The following is a 16266-nucleotide window of genomic DNA, read 5'->3' on the forward strand; positions in this document are numbered from 1 at the left end:
AAAAAGGGACGTTCACCCATGCGTTACAGCCGTCCGCCCGCGACGACGGAAACCCGCATCCACGGCCTCCCTCGGTGGCTCGTGCTCACCGGCGCCTTGGCCTTCTCTTCCGTCTGGATCGGCCCCGTCGCGCGGGCGGAAGAACCCGCGTCGGGACCGCCGGCGAGTCTCAAGCTTCATCTGGCCGACGGCGGTTTCGTGGCCGGCAAGTTCCAGCCGACCGATCGGCAGGGGATCCTCCGCTGGCAGGGGAACGCCTTCACCTCCCCGTTCGACTTCGACCTCAAGGCGGTCGACGCCGTGCAAGCTCCGGTTCCTGCCCGGCTCGCCGCTCCCGAGGGCTCCTTCCGGTTCGAGCTCTCGGGGGGTGACGTCGTGTTTGGGACGGTGGTCAAGCTCGACGACAGGGAGGCCGAGCTGGATCTGTCCCGGATCGGCCGGCTCCGCGTTCAACGCCCGCACCTGCTCCGGGTCGAGCGCTGGCAAGGTCGCTCCGACCTGGTCTACCTCGGCCCGACCGGCCTGGCCGGCTGGACCGCCGCTCCGTCCCCGGCCGGCGCACCCAAGGTCTGGCGCGAGGAATCGGGCGAATTGATGACCGACCAGGAGGGAGCGACGCTCAGCAACGACGTTCCCATCCCGGCACGGGCGGTCCTGGAATTCGAACTCTCCTGGAAGAACCAGCCCGATTTCGTGCTCACCCTGGGGGGCGCCGTTAAACCGGGCGCCAACGAGAAGACCGATGAGAATCCGTTTCGGTTCGAGGTCTGGGAACATGAGCTGGTCGTTCATCGGGAAACGGCGAAAGAGGCCGACGTGGCGTCCTTGGGCAAACTGAACGCAGGTCCGGGACGTGTTCATTTCAAAGTCTACCTCGATCAGGAGCGAGGACGGATCATCGTCGACACCCCGGACGGCAAGCCGCTGGCCGACCTGAACGTCGCCGGATCGAAGCCTCGGGTGCTGACCGGGTTTCAACTGGAGAACAAGAAAGGGGATCTACGGCTCGAACGGCTCGAGATCACGCAATGGAACGGCGAGCTGCTCCGCGAGCCGCTGCCCGACGGCCCGAACCTGCGCCGGATGAACGGATCGAACCTCTCGGCCAAGACGCTTCGGTTCGACGCCGAGTCGAAGTCGTTCGTCGTTGTCGACGGGGACAAGGAGTCGCGTGTCCCTCTGGATGAGACGGCCCGCCTGACCTTCTCCCCCTTGACCGACGTCCCCGCGCGGGCGGTCCAGATTCTGCTCCAAGAGGGAGCACGGCTCAGCGGCGACTTGATCGCGATCGAGAACGACGCGGTGGTTGTCAAGCATCCGGGCGTCGAGGAGCCGGTGCGCGTGCCGATCGACCGCCTGCGGTCGCTGGTCGCGAACCATCCTGAGGTTCAAGACGCCCCCGCGGTGAAAAAGGCCGAATCCATCCCTCGCCTCGAGATGGACGGGGTCCGGCTGACCGGTCGGCTCATCGATGGCAAAAACGAACCGGGAGTGAGTTGTCTGACCTGGCAGCCCCAAGGGAGCGCCACGGCCAGCACGCTCGTCGGCGCGGCTTCCGGCCGGATCCTCTACAAGGAACCGCCGCCGCCGGCCCCGGTCGTGACGGCGACGGCGATGCGCAATGGGATCCCGGGGCAAGTGTTCGTAGGCGGACGTGTCCAGGTGATTCGGCCAGCAGCTCCGGCGCCCCCGGCTCAGGGGGTGGTCCAGGGATTCCTCATGGCGTTTGCCGGCGCACCTCAGGGACGGCCGGCGGTTCCGAGCTCGACCGGGCCTGCTGGGGCCGTGCCCGGACGCCGGGCGCTTTACCTGCGGACCGGCGACATCATCCCGGCGGAGGTCACGAAGATCGACGAGAAAGGGGTGACCATTCGCACCAGTCTCAGCAAAGATGCGTTCGTGTCCCACGAGAAAATCAAGGCCGTGGAACTCTCGGAAGAACCAATTAATCCCGTTCGCTTGAACAAATCGAAACGCGAACGCTTGCTTACGGTTCCTCGCGTTCAAAAAGGGAGTCCGCCCACCCACCTGATCCGATCCAAGAATGGCGATTATCTCCGGGGCCGGGTGGTCGGGATGGACGAGACGTCGCTCCAGGTTGAGGTCCGGCTTGAGGTCAAGACGCTCCCTCGCGACCGGGTCGCTCGGATCATCTGGCTGCAACCCGAGGACCTCGAGGCCGGCAAGGCTCCGCAACCGGAACCCGTGCAGGAACCGAAACCGGCCAAGGCCAACGAGGAATTCCTTGTACAGGCGTTGCGCAAGGACGGCGTTCGCCTCACCTTCGCGCCCGATCGGTTCGAGGGCGACGCGCTTGCGGGGACCAGCCCTGTCATCGGCGAGTGCCGGGTTCGCGTCGACGAGGTCGACCTGTTGCTGATTGGCAAGACGATTGAAAAAGAGGCCTCCCAGCTCACCTTCCAGCGCTGGCTGCTGACGGACGCCCCCGAGCCCAAGGTGACTGAGGACGGCGGCGATGGGTCTGCCGGCGGTGGTGGTGGAGGCGGCTCGTCGGGCACCTCCTCGCCCCTGGTCGGCAAGCCGGCCCCCGACTTTTCGCTCGAGCAACTGGGGGGCAAGACGTTCCACCTGGCCGACGCCAAGGGAAAGGTGGTCGTGCTCGACTTCTGGGCCACCTGGTGCGGCCCTTGTCTCCAAGCCATGCCGCAAGTCGAGAAGGTCACGGGCGAGTTCCGCGACCAAGGGGTGATGCTCGTCGCCGTGAACCTCCAGGAGTCGCCTAAGGAAATCACGGCCATGCTCGAACGGCATAAGCTGAACCTGACCGTCGCTCTCGACAAAGATGGCGCCGTGGCCGAAAAATACAAGGCCAACGCCATCCCCCAGACCGTGGTGATCGACCGCGAGGGGAACGTCACCCGCCTCTTCGTCGGTGGTGGTTCCCACCTCGGCGATCAACTTCGCGAGGCGATCCAGACGACCCTGGGCGGGCCTGATGCCAAGACACCGGCAAGCGGTGGGCCTGATCCGAAGCCGCCGGTCAAATAACGGGGCCAGCCAAGCCCCCGGCCTGGTTCGCCATAAGAAGGGACGCCCTGCGCGGTAAGTTCGGCCCCGAATTCAACGGAATACCTCGAATTGGGATCGTCTTCCCCCCCCTGGGACCGCGGGCGACCCGCCCGCTCTTGTTTGTTAATTAATGCATTTATTAATCAATTGCGGGCGGGTCGCCCGCGGTCCCAGGGGGGGGAAGACGAAACAGCGATCGTGGTTTAAGTGGCGAGTATGCTCGACTTCGCATCACCTCAATATCGTCCCAAGGAGGATGAGGTCATGAAATCGATAATTGGCTGTATCAAGATGCATTTGAGGTTGTGGGCTGGGGTCGTGGCCCTTCTCACCGCGTCCCCATTCCTTGAGGCCGCCGCGGCCGCGCCGTTGGCCCACTACTTTCCGAAAGAGGACCTGGCGGTCTACGCCGAATTCGACGGGCTCGACACGCACGGCGAACTCTGGCGGAAGACGGCGGCCTATCGGCTCTTGAGCGGGACCCCCACCGGCGCCATGCTCGAAACCGTACTCGTTCAACTCGCCGGGCGGCTCCGTCCGAACACGACGGGGACCACGCCCGAAGTGGGCGAGCTGCGGATCTTGGCCGAGCACCTGATTCGGCATGGCTTCGCCGTCGCGATCGTCCGGAACCCCGGCCAGCCCCGTCCGGTCTGGGTCGGCCTCGTGTTTCGAGGCGGGGCCAAGGGCCAGGTCCGGGCGGTGGTCGAGAAGTTTATTGCATCGACCGGCAACCCCGACGCGAAGCCGCAGTCGGTCGCCAAGCCCAAAGGCCGAACGCTCTCGATCGAAGGAGGGACCGAGCCTCGCGTCGCCTGGTGGCAGGAAGGAGACGACCTCGCGCTCAGCCTGCTTTCTCCGGCGGGGGCCGACGTGATGATCGAGGCCCTTGATGGGGGCCGGCCCGACGCGACCGCCCACCCAGACCGGGTCGCGCTCGCGCGTGTCGTCGACGGTTTCACCCCGGTCGGCCTCGCCTTCGCCGATCTCTCCGCCTTCGCTCCCTTGCCTCCCCAGGCGGCCGCCTTCGGTCTCGACCGGGTCAAGCGGCTCGAATACCGCTGGGGCATTCAGGGGGATGCGCTGATGACCGTGACCCGCCTGGTGGCCCCTGCCCCGCGCTCGGGACTGCTCGCGTTGTTCGACCAGCCCACCTTCGGCCCCGAGAGCCTCGCCGCACTGCCCCCGGGCCTGGCGGGAGTCACGGCCTTCTCGGTCGATCTTGGAGGGGTCTACGACCGGTTCGTGGCCGGACTCAACGCGACAAACCCCGCGGGCCGCCAGACGCTCGAGTCGACCGAGATCGCGTTCCGCACCGTGACCGGCCTCCGGATTCGCGACGACCTGCTGGCTCAGCTCGGATCCAAGGTGACCTACTTCTCCCTGCCGACCCGAGGCGATGCGCCGAGCCAGGTTGTGGCTGGGCTGGCGCAGGGCGTTCTGCGAACGCCACGCTTCTCGGCGATTCTTGAAGTGAAGGACCAGGCGGCCTTCGCCAAGCTCCTCGACGGCGCCGTCAGCAAGACAGAGGGCTATTTCCGGGATCAGTTCGAGGCGAACAAGAAGCCCCCGCCCGTCCGGGTCCATCCGCTCAAGGGCGTTGCGCACGGCTACTCGGTGTCGATCTCACCGTCGGTCGCCCCCTTGCCGGCCGGATTCCGGCCGACCTTCATCCTGAGGAAGTCATCGCTCATTTTCGCCAGCAACCCGGAGGATGCCCGAGCGACCTTGGAGCTTCAGGAGCGTGTTGCCCCATTACCGGCCTCGGATCCGCTGGCTCTCTCGCTCAACCGGCTCCCCCGCCGCGCGATCATGGCGAGCGTGATCGACGAGCGCCGCTCGCTCTTGCCCGAGTTGATCGCCAACGTTCCTCTGCTGGTGCAATGGGGGCAGGCGTTCGTCGGGCCTCGGTTCATGAGACCCCAGTTTCGCCAAGTTCAGCCGGGCAGACCCGGGATACTGATGCCTTTGCAACAAAGTTTCGTCGCCGGGCTTGAGATCGATCCTGACACGATCCCGACCCCCGAGGAGGTTCGTCCGTTTCTGTTTCCGTCGGTGTTCACGCTCACAGCCGACGATCAAGCGGTGGAATACACCACCCGCGAGGCCTTCCCCGTGTTCAACCCCGTAGTCCTGGCCCCGGTCGCCGTGGCGATACTTTTGCCGGCCACCCAGTCGGCACGCGTCGCCGCCCAGCGCAGCCAGTCGGTGAACAACCTGAAGCAGATCGCGCTCGCGTTGCATAACTTTCATGCCGCGAACAATACGTTCCCGCCGCAAGCCACCTATGGCAAGAACAAGAAGCCGCTCTTGAGCTGGAGGGTGGCAATCCTTCCCTACCTGGAACAGGCCGCGCTCTACAACGAGTTCAAGCACGATGAGCCGTGGGACAGTCCCCACAACAAGGCCCTGATCCCGCGGATGCCGAAGGTCTACCTCATTCCGGGGGCCAAGGTCGAGCCGGGCAAGACGTACTATCGCGGGTTCTCCGGCCCGTCGACTTTGTTTGATGACAAGCAAAAGGAGGGGGTGGGCGTCGGGCTGGCTAACATCACCGACGGAACCTCAGTCACGCTTGGTATCGTGGAGGCGAAGGATGCCGTCGTCTGGACCAAGCCCGACGAGGAGATTCCGTTTGCCATGAATCTCGACCCGGCCAACGTCAAGAAACTCCAGGGGATGTTGGGAGGACACTTCCCGGGGGGCTTCAACGCATGCTTCCTGGACGGATCGGTTCGGTTCATTCAACAAACGATCAATACCGTCGTTCTCAGAGCGCTGATTACCCGCAACGGCGGCGAGGTGATCGGCTCGGACGCGTTCTGAGCGATCGATCTCCCCCGCTCTCCGAGGCAGGCTCAACCTTGTCTCGGAGCGGGGGGATTGCTTGGGTTGGATCGTTTCGGTTGGGACGAAGTCATCACACCCTCAAGTCTCAAAGGGGATGCTCGACGAGCGGGACGCCCTGGCGTATAGTGGAGGCCATTGATCGAATACCCTGTTAGTCTAAGACGAAGGGTTTTCCATGGGCCGCCTCTCCGCGAAGTCACGCGTCTATAAGGACACTACTGCTCAACAATTGCGGAGCTTTCACGAGACGGCTCGGTTAGGGAGCTTTTCCGCCGCGGCAAAGAGTCTCGGATTAGCGAATCCGACGGTTTGGCAGCAGGTCCGCGCCTTGGAACTCGACTTCGGTGAGCGCCTGCTCGAACCGCGCGGGCGGGGTTGTCGGCTCACCGAGGCCGGTCGGTTGCTCGCCGACCTGATCGGTCCGTTGGTCTCGGGGGCCGCGACGCTCAAGCGCCGGTTTAGCGAGGCCCGGGCTCAGTTAGCGCCGCGCCTGGTGCTCGCTGCGTCGCCGCGCATCCTGGCCGAAGACTTGCCCGAGTGCGCCGCGGAGTTCCACCGGTGCCAGCCCGATGTCCAGTTGACGCTCAAGGAACTGTGGGACGACCAGATCCTCGCCATCGTCGAGTCCGGTGAAGCCGACGTCGGCCTGCTGCACGATCGTGGGCCCGACCTGGTCCGGCTCAACCCCTGGCTCGAGTTTCAACCGGTCTACGAGGTGGATATCACCCTCGTCACGCCCATCGACCATCCCCTCGCTCTCCGCCGCCACGTTCGTCCGGCCGACCTCGCCGGATATCCGCTGCTCAACGGCCTGCGCGGGATCCCCGACCTCAGCGTCACGGCCGTTCTCGATAAGGCCGGTGTGTCGTTGTCGGAACCGAAGCTGGTCGAGGCGATCTTTACTGCAACGGTCTGTGAGTATGTAAGGATGGGTTTTGGGATTGGCTTGATCTTTTCCTCATCCCTCTCGGCGCCTCACCCGGGGCTCCACCATCGGGTCATGAACCGCCACTTCGGTGGGACCGTCGTCTATCAGGTCCGCCGGAAAGGGGCGCCGCCGTTCCAATCGGCGATCACCTTCATGGACGTCGTCAAAGAGCGACTGAAGCGAGTCCCCAAGTCGTCCTCCGCTTGAAAATATTGAAAATTGCTGATCTCGGAGTGTGTCGGGTCTGGGTGGCTGGGGTCTGTCAGTGATCCCGCCGGTCGAAAATCGCTCGAATCCCTACCCTCTGCAGCGGGTGAGATGCCTGCGGTCCCAAGAAGAGTGGTCGGTAGGGACGTGACCCTGTCCTGCGTTCTCGCCTCAGGAAGACAGGGAGCTCACGCTCCCCGCTCGCCTTGGGGCGAGCGACCGCTGACCTCTGGGTGGATTTCGCTCGCCTGAAAAGGCGAGCGGGGAGCGTGAGCTCCCTGTCCCTCCTCCTCAATGCCGATCCCTTGTGTCGCCCTAATCCAGGCCCAAAGTTTCAGGGCGACTCGCTCGGCGTGCCCGCTCCCAACTTGGTCGAGTGCCCCTCTTTGCGGCGGAGTTTGAAGATCAGGTAGACCAGGATCGCGAGGTTGGCCAGGAGGATCATGACCCGGAACCGGTTGACTTTGTGCGCCAGTTCGTAAAATTCCAGCGGGAGGAGTAGGACGGTGGCCAGGATGGTCAGGTACTCGGCCCAGCGCCGCTTCAGGAGGAGGCCGACCCCTTCGACGAACTCCAGCAGCGCGTAGAAGTATGTTCCCAGGCCGAGTGCTTCGAGCTGGCCCCGGTTGATTCCATCCACCCGGTCGAGGACCGCGTGAATCAGGCGACTGTCGGGGTCGAGATGGAGCCGCAACGCAAAATCCTCCACGACCTTGCCAAGGTCGTGATTCAGGAGCCGAAAGATCCCGAATCCGGCGGCCCCGAGCATCAGGGCGGTGCCCAGCTTCAACGCTCCAATGAGGCGCAAGCCCAACGTGCTCTGCTCGGAAGGCGAACTCATGAGGTCATCCCTTGGCGTGTTGTCGATCGGGCCGAGGCCGCTTCGAGGCTAATCCGAGACGGGGGTCGACGTCGAGCCTCACGCGATCGCCGCAAGAGACGAGCCGTGGATCGGACCGCTTGGGAGTCCGCCTCGAACCGTTCTCGTGGTGACGAGGTGTGTGCCGCAATGTCCGAGGCACGAACGAGATCGGTTTGGAATCCGCTGGTCGTTCTCGGGGTGGTGAACCTTGGACCGGGACTCTGGGTCTGAACGGTGTCGATTCCCTTGGGTCCGAGGCCGGACGTCTGAGGAGTCGACTCAAGGGAGCGAATGAGAAGGGACCCCGCGATGGTGAGAATGGAGAAAATGACCGAGCGGTTCGAGGCCCTGAGCAACCTCATGGATCGCCTGTGTGCGCCCGACTTGATGTTGCCCGAAGCCACGGTGCTGAGGAATCGTCTGTCGGTCCTGCTGGCGCACGAGGACGAAGCGGTCGAGGTCGATCACGAAGCTCGTCCCCGGTCGTTCGTGCCGACGGCCCCGCGCAGCGAGAAGGGGCGAGCCGGCAACCGGTCGCCCCTTTGCATGCCCTGCCTGGCCGGCTGCTGCTGATCGGCCCGTCTCCGCTCCCCTTTTTTTCCCCTTGGTCGCGACCCGAATGCGAGAGCCAAGGCATTCGGGTCGCCACGTCGGCCGGACGGTTTCCTGCTTCTGACTTATCGCTGCCAATCTCGGTCTGAGACGGCCGAAAGGGCGGCTTCCTGCCGTGGCCTTCCGTGGCTTCGACTGCGGGCCGTCGGGGGGGCGATGCCGGTGAATCCGTTGATCAGGTCGGCGTGATCGAGGTCGGCGATCGACTCAACGATTCGGTCCGGCTGGTAGGCGAAGCGGTCCAGGTCTTCGCGGTTGGTGCCGCCGCTGAGAACCAGGATCGTCTTGAATCCGAGCTGCGCGCCGCCGAGGATATCGGTGTCCATCGTGTCACCGATCACCACGGTCTGGTCGGTCGTCAGCCCCAGTTCCTTGCGCGCGCCACGGAGCATGTACGGGCTCGGTTTTCCCACGCTGAACGCCTTGACGCCGCTGGCCGTCTCGAGCATCGCCACGGTGGCACCACAGCCGGGGCGGAGCCCCGAGACGGTCGGGCAGTTGGGATCGAGGTTGGTGGCGACGAGCTTCGCCCCTTTCAGAATCATTTCGAGGGCGGCCTCGACCATCTCGAAGCTGATCGTTCGCCCTTCGCCGACGACGACATAGTCAGGGTCTCGGTCCACGATCGAGTAGCCGTTCTCATGGAGGGCCGTCAGCAGCCCCCCTTCGCCGATCACGTAGGCGGTGCCCCTTGGCGTTTGATGGGCCAAGAACCGGGCGGTCGCCATGGCGCAGGTATAGACGTGTTCCTCCTCCACGTCGATTCCGAGGCGCTGGAGTCGGGTCGCCACGTCGCGACGAGTCCGCTGGCTATTGTTGGTCAGGAATCGGAACGGGACCTCCGCTTTGCGGAGCTCGTTGATAAAGTGGTCGGCACCGGGGATCAGTTGGCCGCCCCGGTAAATCACGCCGTCCATGTCGATCAAATAACCAAGCATTGACTTGAAATTCTCCCTCGTTCTTGTATTTGAAAACACAGCACGCCATCCCGGCCCGTTCCGGAGAAGAGGAAGCCGGTGGTACCCGGCGGCCTGCCGCGACATCGGTTATGGATTGCGAATGGCATACCAGTGTCGAATCGTGAACGTGGCGCAGCCCGGCGATTCGTATCGAAACACTGGGACTGTCGGTGTTTACGGCCATCAAAAGTGAAACCGGAAGGGTTCGAGGACCGCGTGGCACTGCCCGACTACTAGGCAATCTTCCCTGACCCGAAGGCACGATCGCGTAAGAAAACCGTGAATGAGGAACGCGGAATCGACAATTTTGAAGAAGATATGAGGGTAAAGTAATGGTTCCTTGAGCCTGCCGCATTCTCCGGTGGGATGGCGCTTGAGGTCGGATCGAATCTCCCGCCGTTGTCGAGTCTGTCGCCAGGAAACCGGGCCGTCTGTTTGCCCCGGAGGCCGAAATTCGCAGGAGAAACGCGTTCCCACGCTCGGCGTGGGAATGCCGTTTTGGCCGCTCTGCGGCCCCCACCCGCCGGGGAAGACGACGCGGAGCGTCGGGGACGGCATTCCCACGCAGAGCGTGGGAACGAGATCCCAGTATCCTTTGGGTCTGGCGAAAAAGTTGTGTTTATTGTTGATGCAATAGATTTGTAAAAGGCCTTCAAATCGCAAATTAGAATTCAATGGTGATGCGTGGTCGATGATTCTTGTGATTCAATGGTTCTCACGATTGACATTCGCGTTGCCTTCGGGAAACATGCCGCGTGGCTTTGGTTGTTATTCGTCTAAAGTTCTTCTTGACGCAGAGTTCTTTGGATTGCAAAGTAAAGGCCCGAGGAGCGAAGTGACCCACCTACGGAGGAGGATGTCGTGATGACGGCGTGGTGGAAGGATCTCGACCGCATTTTGAGGGGGGAAGCGACGCGGCTGTCAGCGTTGCGTCGTGGGACGATCGAGGTACGCCTGGGGGGGCTCGCGATCGTGTTGGTGGTTCTGGCGATGCTCTATGGCGCCTGCATGGGGAGCTTCGCCATGCTCAAGGCCGGTGGGCCGTCCTACTGGCAATTGCTTGCGTCGACCGTGAAGGTACCTGCTCTCTTCTTTTTGACTTTGATCGTGACCTTTCCTTCGCTCTACGTCTTCAACGCGTTGGTAGGGTCTCGGCTCGACGTGGACTCGGTCCTCCGGCTGCTCTTGGCCGCGATGGCCGTCATGGTCGCGGTCTTGGCCTCGCTCGGACCGATCATCGCCTTTTTCTCGGTGAGTACGAGCACATATGCGTTTATGATCGTGATCAACGTCCTGGTTTTCGCGGTTTCCGGGACGATGGGGTTGGTCTTCTTGCTCCAGACCTTGCACCGGCTGAGCATCGTCCCTCGCGAGCCCGCGGCGACCGAGGCAACCGAGTGGGTGGGCGAGGCGAAGGGGGAAGCGCATGATGCTACGGCTCCGAGCGCGTTGGACTCGCTTGAGGACCAGGTGCTCGGCCGCCATGTGAAGGCCTTGTTTCGTTGCTGGGTGATCCTGTTCGGGCTCGTCGGCGCCCAGATGAGTTGGGTGCTCCGGCCGTTCGTCGGTGATCCGGGCCGCCCCTTTGCCTGGTTCCGGGGGCGGGAGTCGAACTTTTTCGAGGCGGTCTGGTCGGCCCTGGCGAGCCTGCTCTCATGAGACAACTGGTGAGCCGGGCCGAGGCCGTGCTCCGAGGACGCTCATCCACCTATCCCTGGACCTTGCTCGTGCTTTGCGGCCTGGTCTACGGGAGCGTGATGGGGGCCTTCGGCGGGCTGATCTGGCAGGTGGTCTACTCGGCCGTCAAGGTCCCGTTGCTGCTGCTGGCGACCTTACTGTTGAGCCTGCCGAGTTATCTCGTCATGAATACGCTTCTCGGACTTCGTGGCGATATCGCCGAGGCGGTCCGGGCGATTGCGGGCTCGCAGGCCACCGTGACGATCGTGCTGGTGGCGCTGGCGCCTTTGACCGTGCTCTGGTATGCCTCGTCGGCGGACTATTACGCGGCGATCCTGTTTAACGCCGCCATGTTCGCCGTCGCCAGCCTGGCCGCTCAGATCGTCCTGGCTCGCGCCTACCGTCCGCTCATTGCCCGGTCGCCGCGGCATCGCTGGCTCCTGCGGACCTGGATTGTCCTCTACGCGTTCGTGGGGATCCAGATGGGTTGGAGTTTGCGCCCGTTTATCGGTTCGCCGGGCGCTCCGGTGCAGTTCTTCCGGAGCGGCGCCGGCGAGAATGCATACGTCGTGGTCGCCCGGATGATCGTCGATGTGTGGGCGCGTTGAGCCGGGCCGAATTCCGCCGGCCGTCGTCTTGATTTCGAGGGAGCTCGATCCTTTTCTCGGGCCTTGCCTGCCTGTTATCATCGGCGGGCCCTCCTTTTGGGGATCGTACCACCCTCTTCTCGAGACTCCCACCATGAATCGCGATCTTCGACCGGCGGCCCTCGGCCTGGCGCTCGCCCTGTTTGTTCTGCCTACGATCGGCTGGTCGGCCGATGAGCCCACGTTTACCCGTAAGGTCGACGTTGTCTACGGCCGGAAGTACGGCACTGCGCTGACGTTGGACGTCTTCACGCCCAAGCAGGATACGAATGGGCTGGGAGTCATCTGGGTTGTCAGCGGCGGCTGGTTTTCATCGCATGACACGATTCCTCCCGAGCCCCCGTTCGTCAAGCCGTTGCTTGACCGAGGTTACACCGTCTTTGCCGTGGTTCACGGCAGTCAGCCGAAGTTCACCATCCCCGAAGTGCTCACCGATATGAATCGAGCGATCCGTTTTATTCGTTATCATGCAAAAGAGTACGGAATCGACCCCGAGCGGCTCGGCATCTTCGGCGCCTCGGCGGGGGGACACCTCTCGCTCATGCAGGGGACCGCGGGCGATCTTGGCAAGGCGGATTCCAAGGATGCCGTCGACCGAACCTCCAGCCGCGTGCAGGCGGTCGCCTGCTTCTTCCCGCCCACCGACTTCTTGAATTACGGCAAGCCGGGCGAGAACGCGATCGGCCGGGGGACGCTCAAAGGTTTTCAGGCCCCTTTCGACTTCCATGAGGCTGACAAGACCACCGGCCGATTCGAACGAATCACCGACGAGGCCAAGATCCAGGAAATCGGCGAACAAATCTCGCCGATCACCCACGTAAGCTCGGACGATCCCCCGACCCTCATCATTCATGGCGACGCCGACAAGCTGGTCCCGATCCAGCAAGCGGAGCTGATCGTCGAGAAACTCAAGAAAGCGAACGTCGAGGCGAAGCTGGTCCCCAAGCCAGGCGCGGTTCACGGCTGGCCCCAGATCGACAAGGACGTGCTCCTCTTCGTCGATTGGTTTGATGAGCACCTCAAGAAATCCAAGGATTCGAGCTCGAAGCCTTGATTCCGTCTGAGGATCCGTTCGATTTGCGATCGTCATTATCAAGGATGGGGCATGTTACCCGGCCCGGCCGTTGGAAATCCGAAAAAAACAACGACCCGCCAGAGTGCGAGGAATCCCCCCCCTCGTTCCCACGGTCCTCCGTGGGAATGCCGTCCCCGACGCTCCGCGTCGTCTGGCCCTCGCAAGCCGAGGACGCAGAGCATCCAAGACTGCATTCCCACGGAGGACCGTGGGAACGAGGTGCGAGCGGCTTCCTCGCCCTGGATCGGGTCGTTGAAAAAAATAAGGTGGACAGCCGGGGAACTTCCCGCCGGCCGGGCCACTGAAAGATTCCAACAAACCGCCACATCGGCAAGTCGAGATTCCGCCTCCCGCCTTATCACTCCCGCCCCCGCCCCCGCCCGCGTCCCCCCCCACCACCCTGCCCCTCCCCTTGCGATCGCTCCTCTCTCCCGATCACTTGGCTGAGCCCAACCCTCCTGATCGCAATAAGACCGAGGTGCGCGTCGCGGATGAAGAAACCTGGATCCATCCGGCGGTTGGCGACGGCCCAGGGGGTCGTTCGCGGCGAAGCCGAGGGCCTAAAGATGATCGGTCATCCGTGAGCATGAACTGACTTCGGCCAACCAAGGCATAGGTTGAGAAAAGTATGATTAGAATGGCGAGAATCGACGTGACGGTTGGCTCTGCGACGGTCGTCCCCGCCCGGAGGCCTCAGGGGAAGCGGGCCAGCCCGGGCACTGTCGAGGTGAACGTATTTTCAGTCCGGGGTAACGAGGATTCCGGCCAACGTGATCGAGGCGAGCACCGCCAAGCGGGGCGGCGCCTTCGGCCGGAATCAGCAAGGCGCGCCGTGGTATCGCGACGAGGGCAACGCTGATGCCGAACGGATCAGCGTTGCGAGAAAGATCACCGCCAGTACATAGATCGTCGTCCCATCCGCGATGATCGTTTCCACCCGCCTGGTTTTGAACCTGAATCACCTCAGTTCACTTGTTCCGCCGCCGATCGACTTGGATCTGCTCGGGTTTCGACCGCCTGACCCTCATGATGTGTGTTTATTCTAATAGTAAAAATCCAATTTGGCGCATCCTCCATTTCCTCTTGATAGGTATTGACGCTGGTGCTAAGATTATGTCGTCAAGCACCGAAGTTATGATATATTCCTTTTCCACGGCACGCGAAGTCTTCGGATTCTCACCCCGGCGGCTGTCAAGGCCGACGTTGAGTCTAAGCACAAGAATGAGTGGCCTATCTTCCACTCAACTCAGCCGTTTTCCCTCTGTTGACGGTGGCTATGTTCGTGTTCTAGGTCCTCGAAGCCCGTGCGGACTTCCCGTGGCGAACTTCGAGGGATCGACTTTGGAGGATGATCTCGATGGCGACTGCGTCTGCTGCGGCCAAAGCAACGGCACCCAAACCGACCAAAGCCCAGAAAGAGGCCGCGCTGCGACTCAAGCAGGCCCAGCGCGCCGCAAACCTGCTGAAGCAGGTCAGTGACCCGACCCGGCTTCAGATCATCCTGATGCTCGCCGAAGGTGAGAAGCACGTCGGAGCCTTGGGCGAGCACCTGAACCAGAGCCAGCCCGCCGTCAGCCACCACCTGGCCCTGCTCCGCCACGGTGGAATCATCGCCCCGCGCCGCCAGGGCAAGAACAACTTCTACGCTCTGACCGAGATCGGCGACGAGCTGGCCAAGGTCGTCAAGTCGGTCATCGCCTGACGCAACGCGAGCCCATAAGCTCTCCGCGCAAACGCAAACCACCCGGCATCCGCCGGGTGGTTTGCGTTTACCCAGGCCATGACATGCGCTCATGCGTTGGGGCTGGGTGGAAAAATCGGCATAATTGGACGCAATCAGATGCCGAGGTTAGACGAGTAGCTCGCGAATGGGATCGCCGTTCTCGATGAGGTAGGTGGGCCGTCCGGTCCGATCTTCAAAGGTGACGGCTCTGGCGTCGATCCCGAGGTGGTGATAGACCGTTGCGGCGACGTCCTGGGGGCTGATCGGTCGGTCCACGACATGCTCGCCGCGCTGGCTGCTACGGCCGATGACCTGGCCCATTCGCATGGAGCCGCAGCCCATCAGGACGCTGAAGGTGTTGCCCCAGTGGTCGCGACCGGCATCCTTGTTCATCCTCGGCGTCCGGCCGAACTCGCCCATGGCAACGACGAGTGTTGACTCGTACAGGCCTCGTTCGATCAGGTCCGCGATCAAGGCGGCGAGGGCGCGGTCGAGGGGCGGAATCAGTTTTTTGGCCCCTTCCTCGGTCTTGAGCTGGGGGGCCGTCCCATGGTGGTCCCAGGGGACGCAGTTGACGGTGACAAAAGGTGTGCCTGCTTCGACGAGTCGGCGGGCCATCAGGGCGCTCTGGCCGAAGCTGTGCCGGCCGTAGCGCTCGCGGACGGCGGCGGGCTCGGCGCTGATATCGAATGCGTCGGCCACCGATTGGCCGGTGAGCATGTCGAAGGCACGCTGATAGTAGGCGTCAAGGTCGCGGAGCGTGGGGTCAAGGTCGCGGCGGAGCTGGTCCATGGCGAGTAGCGTGAGGCGCCGGTCTTCCAGTCGCTTGATCGAGATCCCCCCCGGTAGCTTCAGGTTCTTGACCTGGAAGGCCGCATCGTTCGGGTCTGACTCGACGATGAACGGGTTGGCCGACCCGCCGAGGTAGGCCGAGTAGTGGAAGAGGTTGTCCGTCCCGCCGCGGAGGTTGGGCACGGCGACGTAGGAGGGGAGCCCGGGGCGTCTCGAGTCCTTGAGCCGGGCCACGGCCGCCCCCATCGCGGGCCTGCGCTGAATTCGGTTGTCCGGGGCATTGAACGCCGGCCCTTCGTAGCCGGTCAGCATCCAGTGGTTCCCTTTGGTGTGGTCCCCGGTGCCGTGATTGACCGTCCTGAGGATCGCCAGCCGGTCCATCAACCGCGCCTGCTCGGGCAGGAGCTCGCCGAAGCGGACCCCTGGGACGCTGGTGGCGATCGAGCCGAACGGGCCGCGAAATCCCGCGGGCGCTTCAGGCTTGGGGTCCCAGGTCTCCATGTGGCCGGGTCCGCCGCTCAGCCAGAAGAGGATGACGCTGCGCTCATTGCCCGCTGTCATCGTCGCTGTCGCTGTCGGTGCCGTTGCCCCCGAGGCTCGGAGGCGAAGCAGGTCCGGCAACGCCAGGCCGCCGAGCCCGAGCATCCCCGCCTGGAGGAAGCTGCGCCGGGTGGTCCCGTCGCAATCAGGTGCGCCTCCGCCGAAGATCTTGAGCATGGCAGCCACCCTCGACTGGCTCTTATCCTTGGATTGAACGCTTGTTAATTTCGAGGCCTTTCCGACTTTTGTCAAGCCCGGCCCCGGCGGATTGATTTGGCCGCTTCTTCTCGCTTCGTCGTCGCTCTCGATTTCACGGCAGACCGGGAGCTGGCACTCCCGAGCCGATTCACGGGTGGGCTGTGCC

General features: G+C 63.3%; 12 protein-coding genes. 9 read left to right on the plus strand and 3 right to left on the minus strand.

The features are described from left to right. Window positions 1-18: 18 nt before the first annotated feature. The 3 genes from BUS42_RS27200 to BUS42_RS27210 all read left to right on the plus strand — a co-directional run bounded on the left by BUS42_RS27200 (window position 19) and on the right by BUS42_RS27210 (window position 7015). Window positions 19-3009: a TlpA family protein disulfide reductase gene (locus BUS42_RS27200; protein WP_074312269.1), complete on the plus strand. Its 2991-nt coding sequence runs from the start codon at window positions 19-21 to the stop codon at window positions 3007-3009. Window positions 3010-3294: 285 nt separating this feature from the next. Next, window positions 3295-5856, plus strand: a complete 2562-nt coding sequence (locus BUS42_RS27205) for a DUF1559 family PulG-like putative transporter (RefSeq protein WP_074315383.1) — start codon at window positions 3295-3297, stop codon at window positions 5854-5856. Between the two features lie 199 nt (window positions 5857-6055). Beyond that, complete coding sequence (locus BUS42_RS27210; protein WP_074312271.1) at window positions 6056-7015, plus strand: LysR family transcriptional regulator; 960 nt, start codon at window positions 6056-6058, stop codon at window positions 7013-7015. 334 nt (window positions 7016-7349) lie between these two features. Here the strand turns inward: BUS42_RS27210 and BUS42_RS27215 are convergent, their stop codons facing one another. Continuing rightward, window positions 7350-7856 (minus strand): DUF2127 domain-containing protein, encoded by a 507-nt coding sequence (locus BUS42_RS27215; protein ID WP_074312273.1) that lies wholly within the window; start codon window positions 7854-7856, stop codon window positions 7350-7352. A 330-nt stretch (window positions 7857-8186) separates the two neighbouring features. Between BUS42_RS27215 and BUS42_RS27220 the strand changes: the two genes are divergently transcribed. Then, the gene (locus BUS42_RS27220) at window positions 8187-8450 is read left to right on the plus strand and encodes a hypothetical protein (protein WP_074312275.1); all 264 of its coding nucleotides are present in this window, start codon (window positions 8187-8189) and stop codon (window positions 8448-8450) included. 104 nt (window positions 8451-8554) lie between these two features. Here BUS42_RS27220 and BUS42_RS27225 read toward each other — a convergent pair whose 3' ends face one another. Further along, window positions 8555-9427 (minus strand): HAD-IIA family hydrolase, encoded by an 873-nt coding sequence (locus BUS42_RS27225; protein ID WP_074312277.1) that lies wholly within the window; start codon window positions 9425-9427, stop codon window positions 8555-8557. A gap of 885 nt (window positions 9428-10312) precedes the next feature. On the opposite strand from BUS42_RS27225, the gene BUS42_RS27230 reads away from it, so the two are divergent. The 5 genes from BUS42_RS27230 (at window position 10313) to BUS42_RS27245 (ending at window position 14549) form a co-directional block, all read left to right on the plus strand. Next, window positions 10313-11107: a hypothetical protein gene (locus BUS42_RS27230; RefSeq protein ID WP_074312279.1), complete on the plus strand. Its 795-nt coding sequence runs from the start codon at window positions 10313-10315 to the stop codon at window positions 11105-11107. Beyond that, window positions 11104-11733, plus strand: coding sequence for a hypothetical protein (locus tag BUS42_RS27235; protein ID WP_074312281.1), 630 nt, complete (start codon window positions 11104-11106; stop codon window positions 11731-11733). Before BUS42_RS27230 ends, BUS42_RS27235 begins: the two co-directional genes overlap by 4 nt. Before the next feature lie 133 nt (window positions 11734-11866). Beyond that, window positions 11867-12826, plus strand: a complete 960-nt coding sequence (locus BUS42_RS27240; RefSeq protein WP_074315385.1) for an alpha/beta hydrolase — start codon at window positions 11867-11869, stop codon at window positions 12824-12826. A 791-nt stretch (window positions 12827-13617) separates the two neighbouring features. Beyond that, window positions 13618-13752 carry a hypothetical protein gene (locus BUS42_RS46065; protein ID WP_256386207.1) on the plus strand — a complete coding sequence of 45 codons (135 nt, stop codon included), beginning with the start codon at window positions 13618-13620 and terminating at the stop codon, window positions 13750-13752. 452 nt (window positions 13753-14204) lie between these two features. After that, window positions 14205-14549, plus strand: coding sequence for an ArsR/SmtB family transcription factor (locus BUS42_RS27245; protein WP_015246869.1), 345 nt, complete (start codon window positions 14205-14207; stop codon window positions 14547-14549). Window positions 14550-14696: 147 nt separating this feature from the next. Here BUS42_RS27245 and BUS42_RS27250 read toward each other — a convergent pair whose 3' ends face one another. Next, window positions 14697-16079: a DUF1501 domain-containing protein gene (locus BUS42_RS27250; RefSeq protein WP_074312283.1), complete on the minus strand. Its 1383-nt coding sequence runs from the start codon at window positions 16077-16079 to the stop codon at window positions 14697-14699. Window positions 16080-16266: the final 187 nt, after the last annotated feature.

The sequence above is a fragment of the Singulisphaera sp. GP187 genome, assembly GCF_900129635.1.
Lineage (GTDB): Bacteria > Planctomycetota > Planctomycetia > Isosphaerales > Isosphaeraceae > Singulisphaera.

Bases quoted from the DNA above. Each gene is read 5' to 3' on its own strand.
- BUS42_RS27235 (WP_074312281.1), top strand. From the start codon at position 11,104: ATGAGACAACTGGTGAGCCGGGCCGAGGCCGTGCTCCGAGGACGCTCA.
- BUS42_RS27250 (WP_074312283.1), bottom strand. From the start codon at position 16,079: ATGCTCAAGATCTTCGGCGGAGGCGCACCTGATTGCGACGGGACCACC.
- BUS42_RS27210 (WP_074312271.1), top strand. From the start codon at position 6,056: ATGGGCCGCCTCTCCGCGAAGTCACGCGTCTATAAGGACACTACTGCT.
- BUS42_RS27200 (WP_074312269.1), top strand. From the start codon at position 19: ATGCGTTACAGCCGTCCGCCCGCGACGACGGAAACCCGCATCCACGGC.
- BUS42_RS27230 (WP_074312279.1), top strand. From the start codon at position 10,313: ATGACGGCGTGGTGGAAGGATCTCGACCGCATTTTGAGGGGGGAAGCG.
- BUS42_RS27205 (WP_074315383.1), top strand. From the start codon at position 3,295: ATGAAATCGATAATTGGCTGTATCAAGATGCATTTGAGGTTGTGGGCT.
- BUS42_RS27240 (WP_074315385.1), top strand. From the start codon at position 11,867: ATGAATCGCGATCTTCGACCGGCGGCCCTCGGCCTGGCGCTCGCCCTG.
- BUS42_RS27220 (WP_074312275.1), top strand. From the start codon at position 8,187: ATGGTGAGAATGGAGAAAATGACCGAGCGGTTCGAGGCCCTGAGCAAC.
- BUS42_RS27215 (WP_074312273.1), bottom strand. From the start codon at position 7,856: ATGAGTTCGCCTTCCGAGCAGAGCACGTTGGGCTTGCGCCTCATTGGA.
- BUS42_RS27245 (WP_015246869.1), top strand. From the start codon at position 14,205: ATGGCGACTGCGTCTGCTGCGGCCAAAGCAACGGCACCCAAACCGACC.
- BUS42_RS27225 (WP_074312277.1), bottom strand. From the start codon at position 9,427: ATGCTTGGTTATTTGATCGACATGGACGGCGTGATTTACCGGGGCGGC.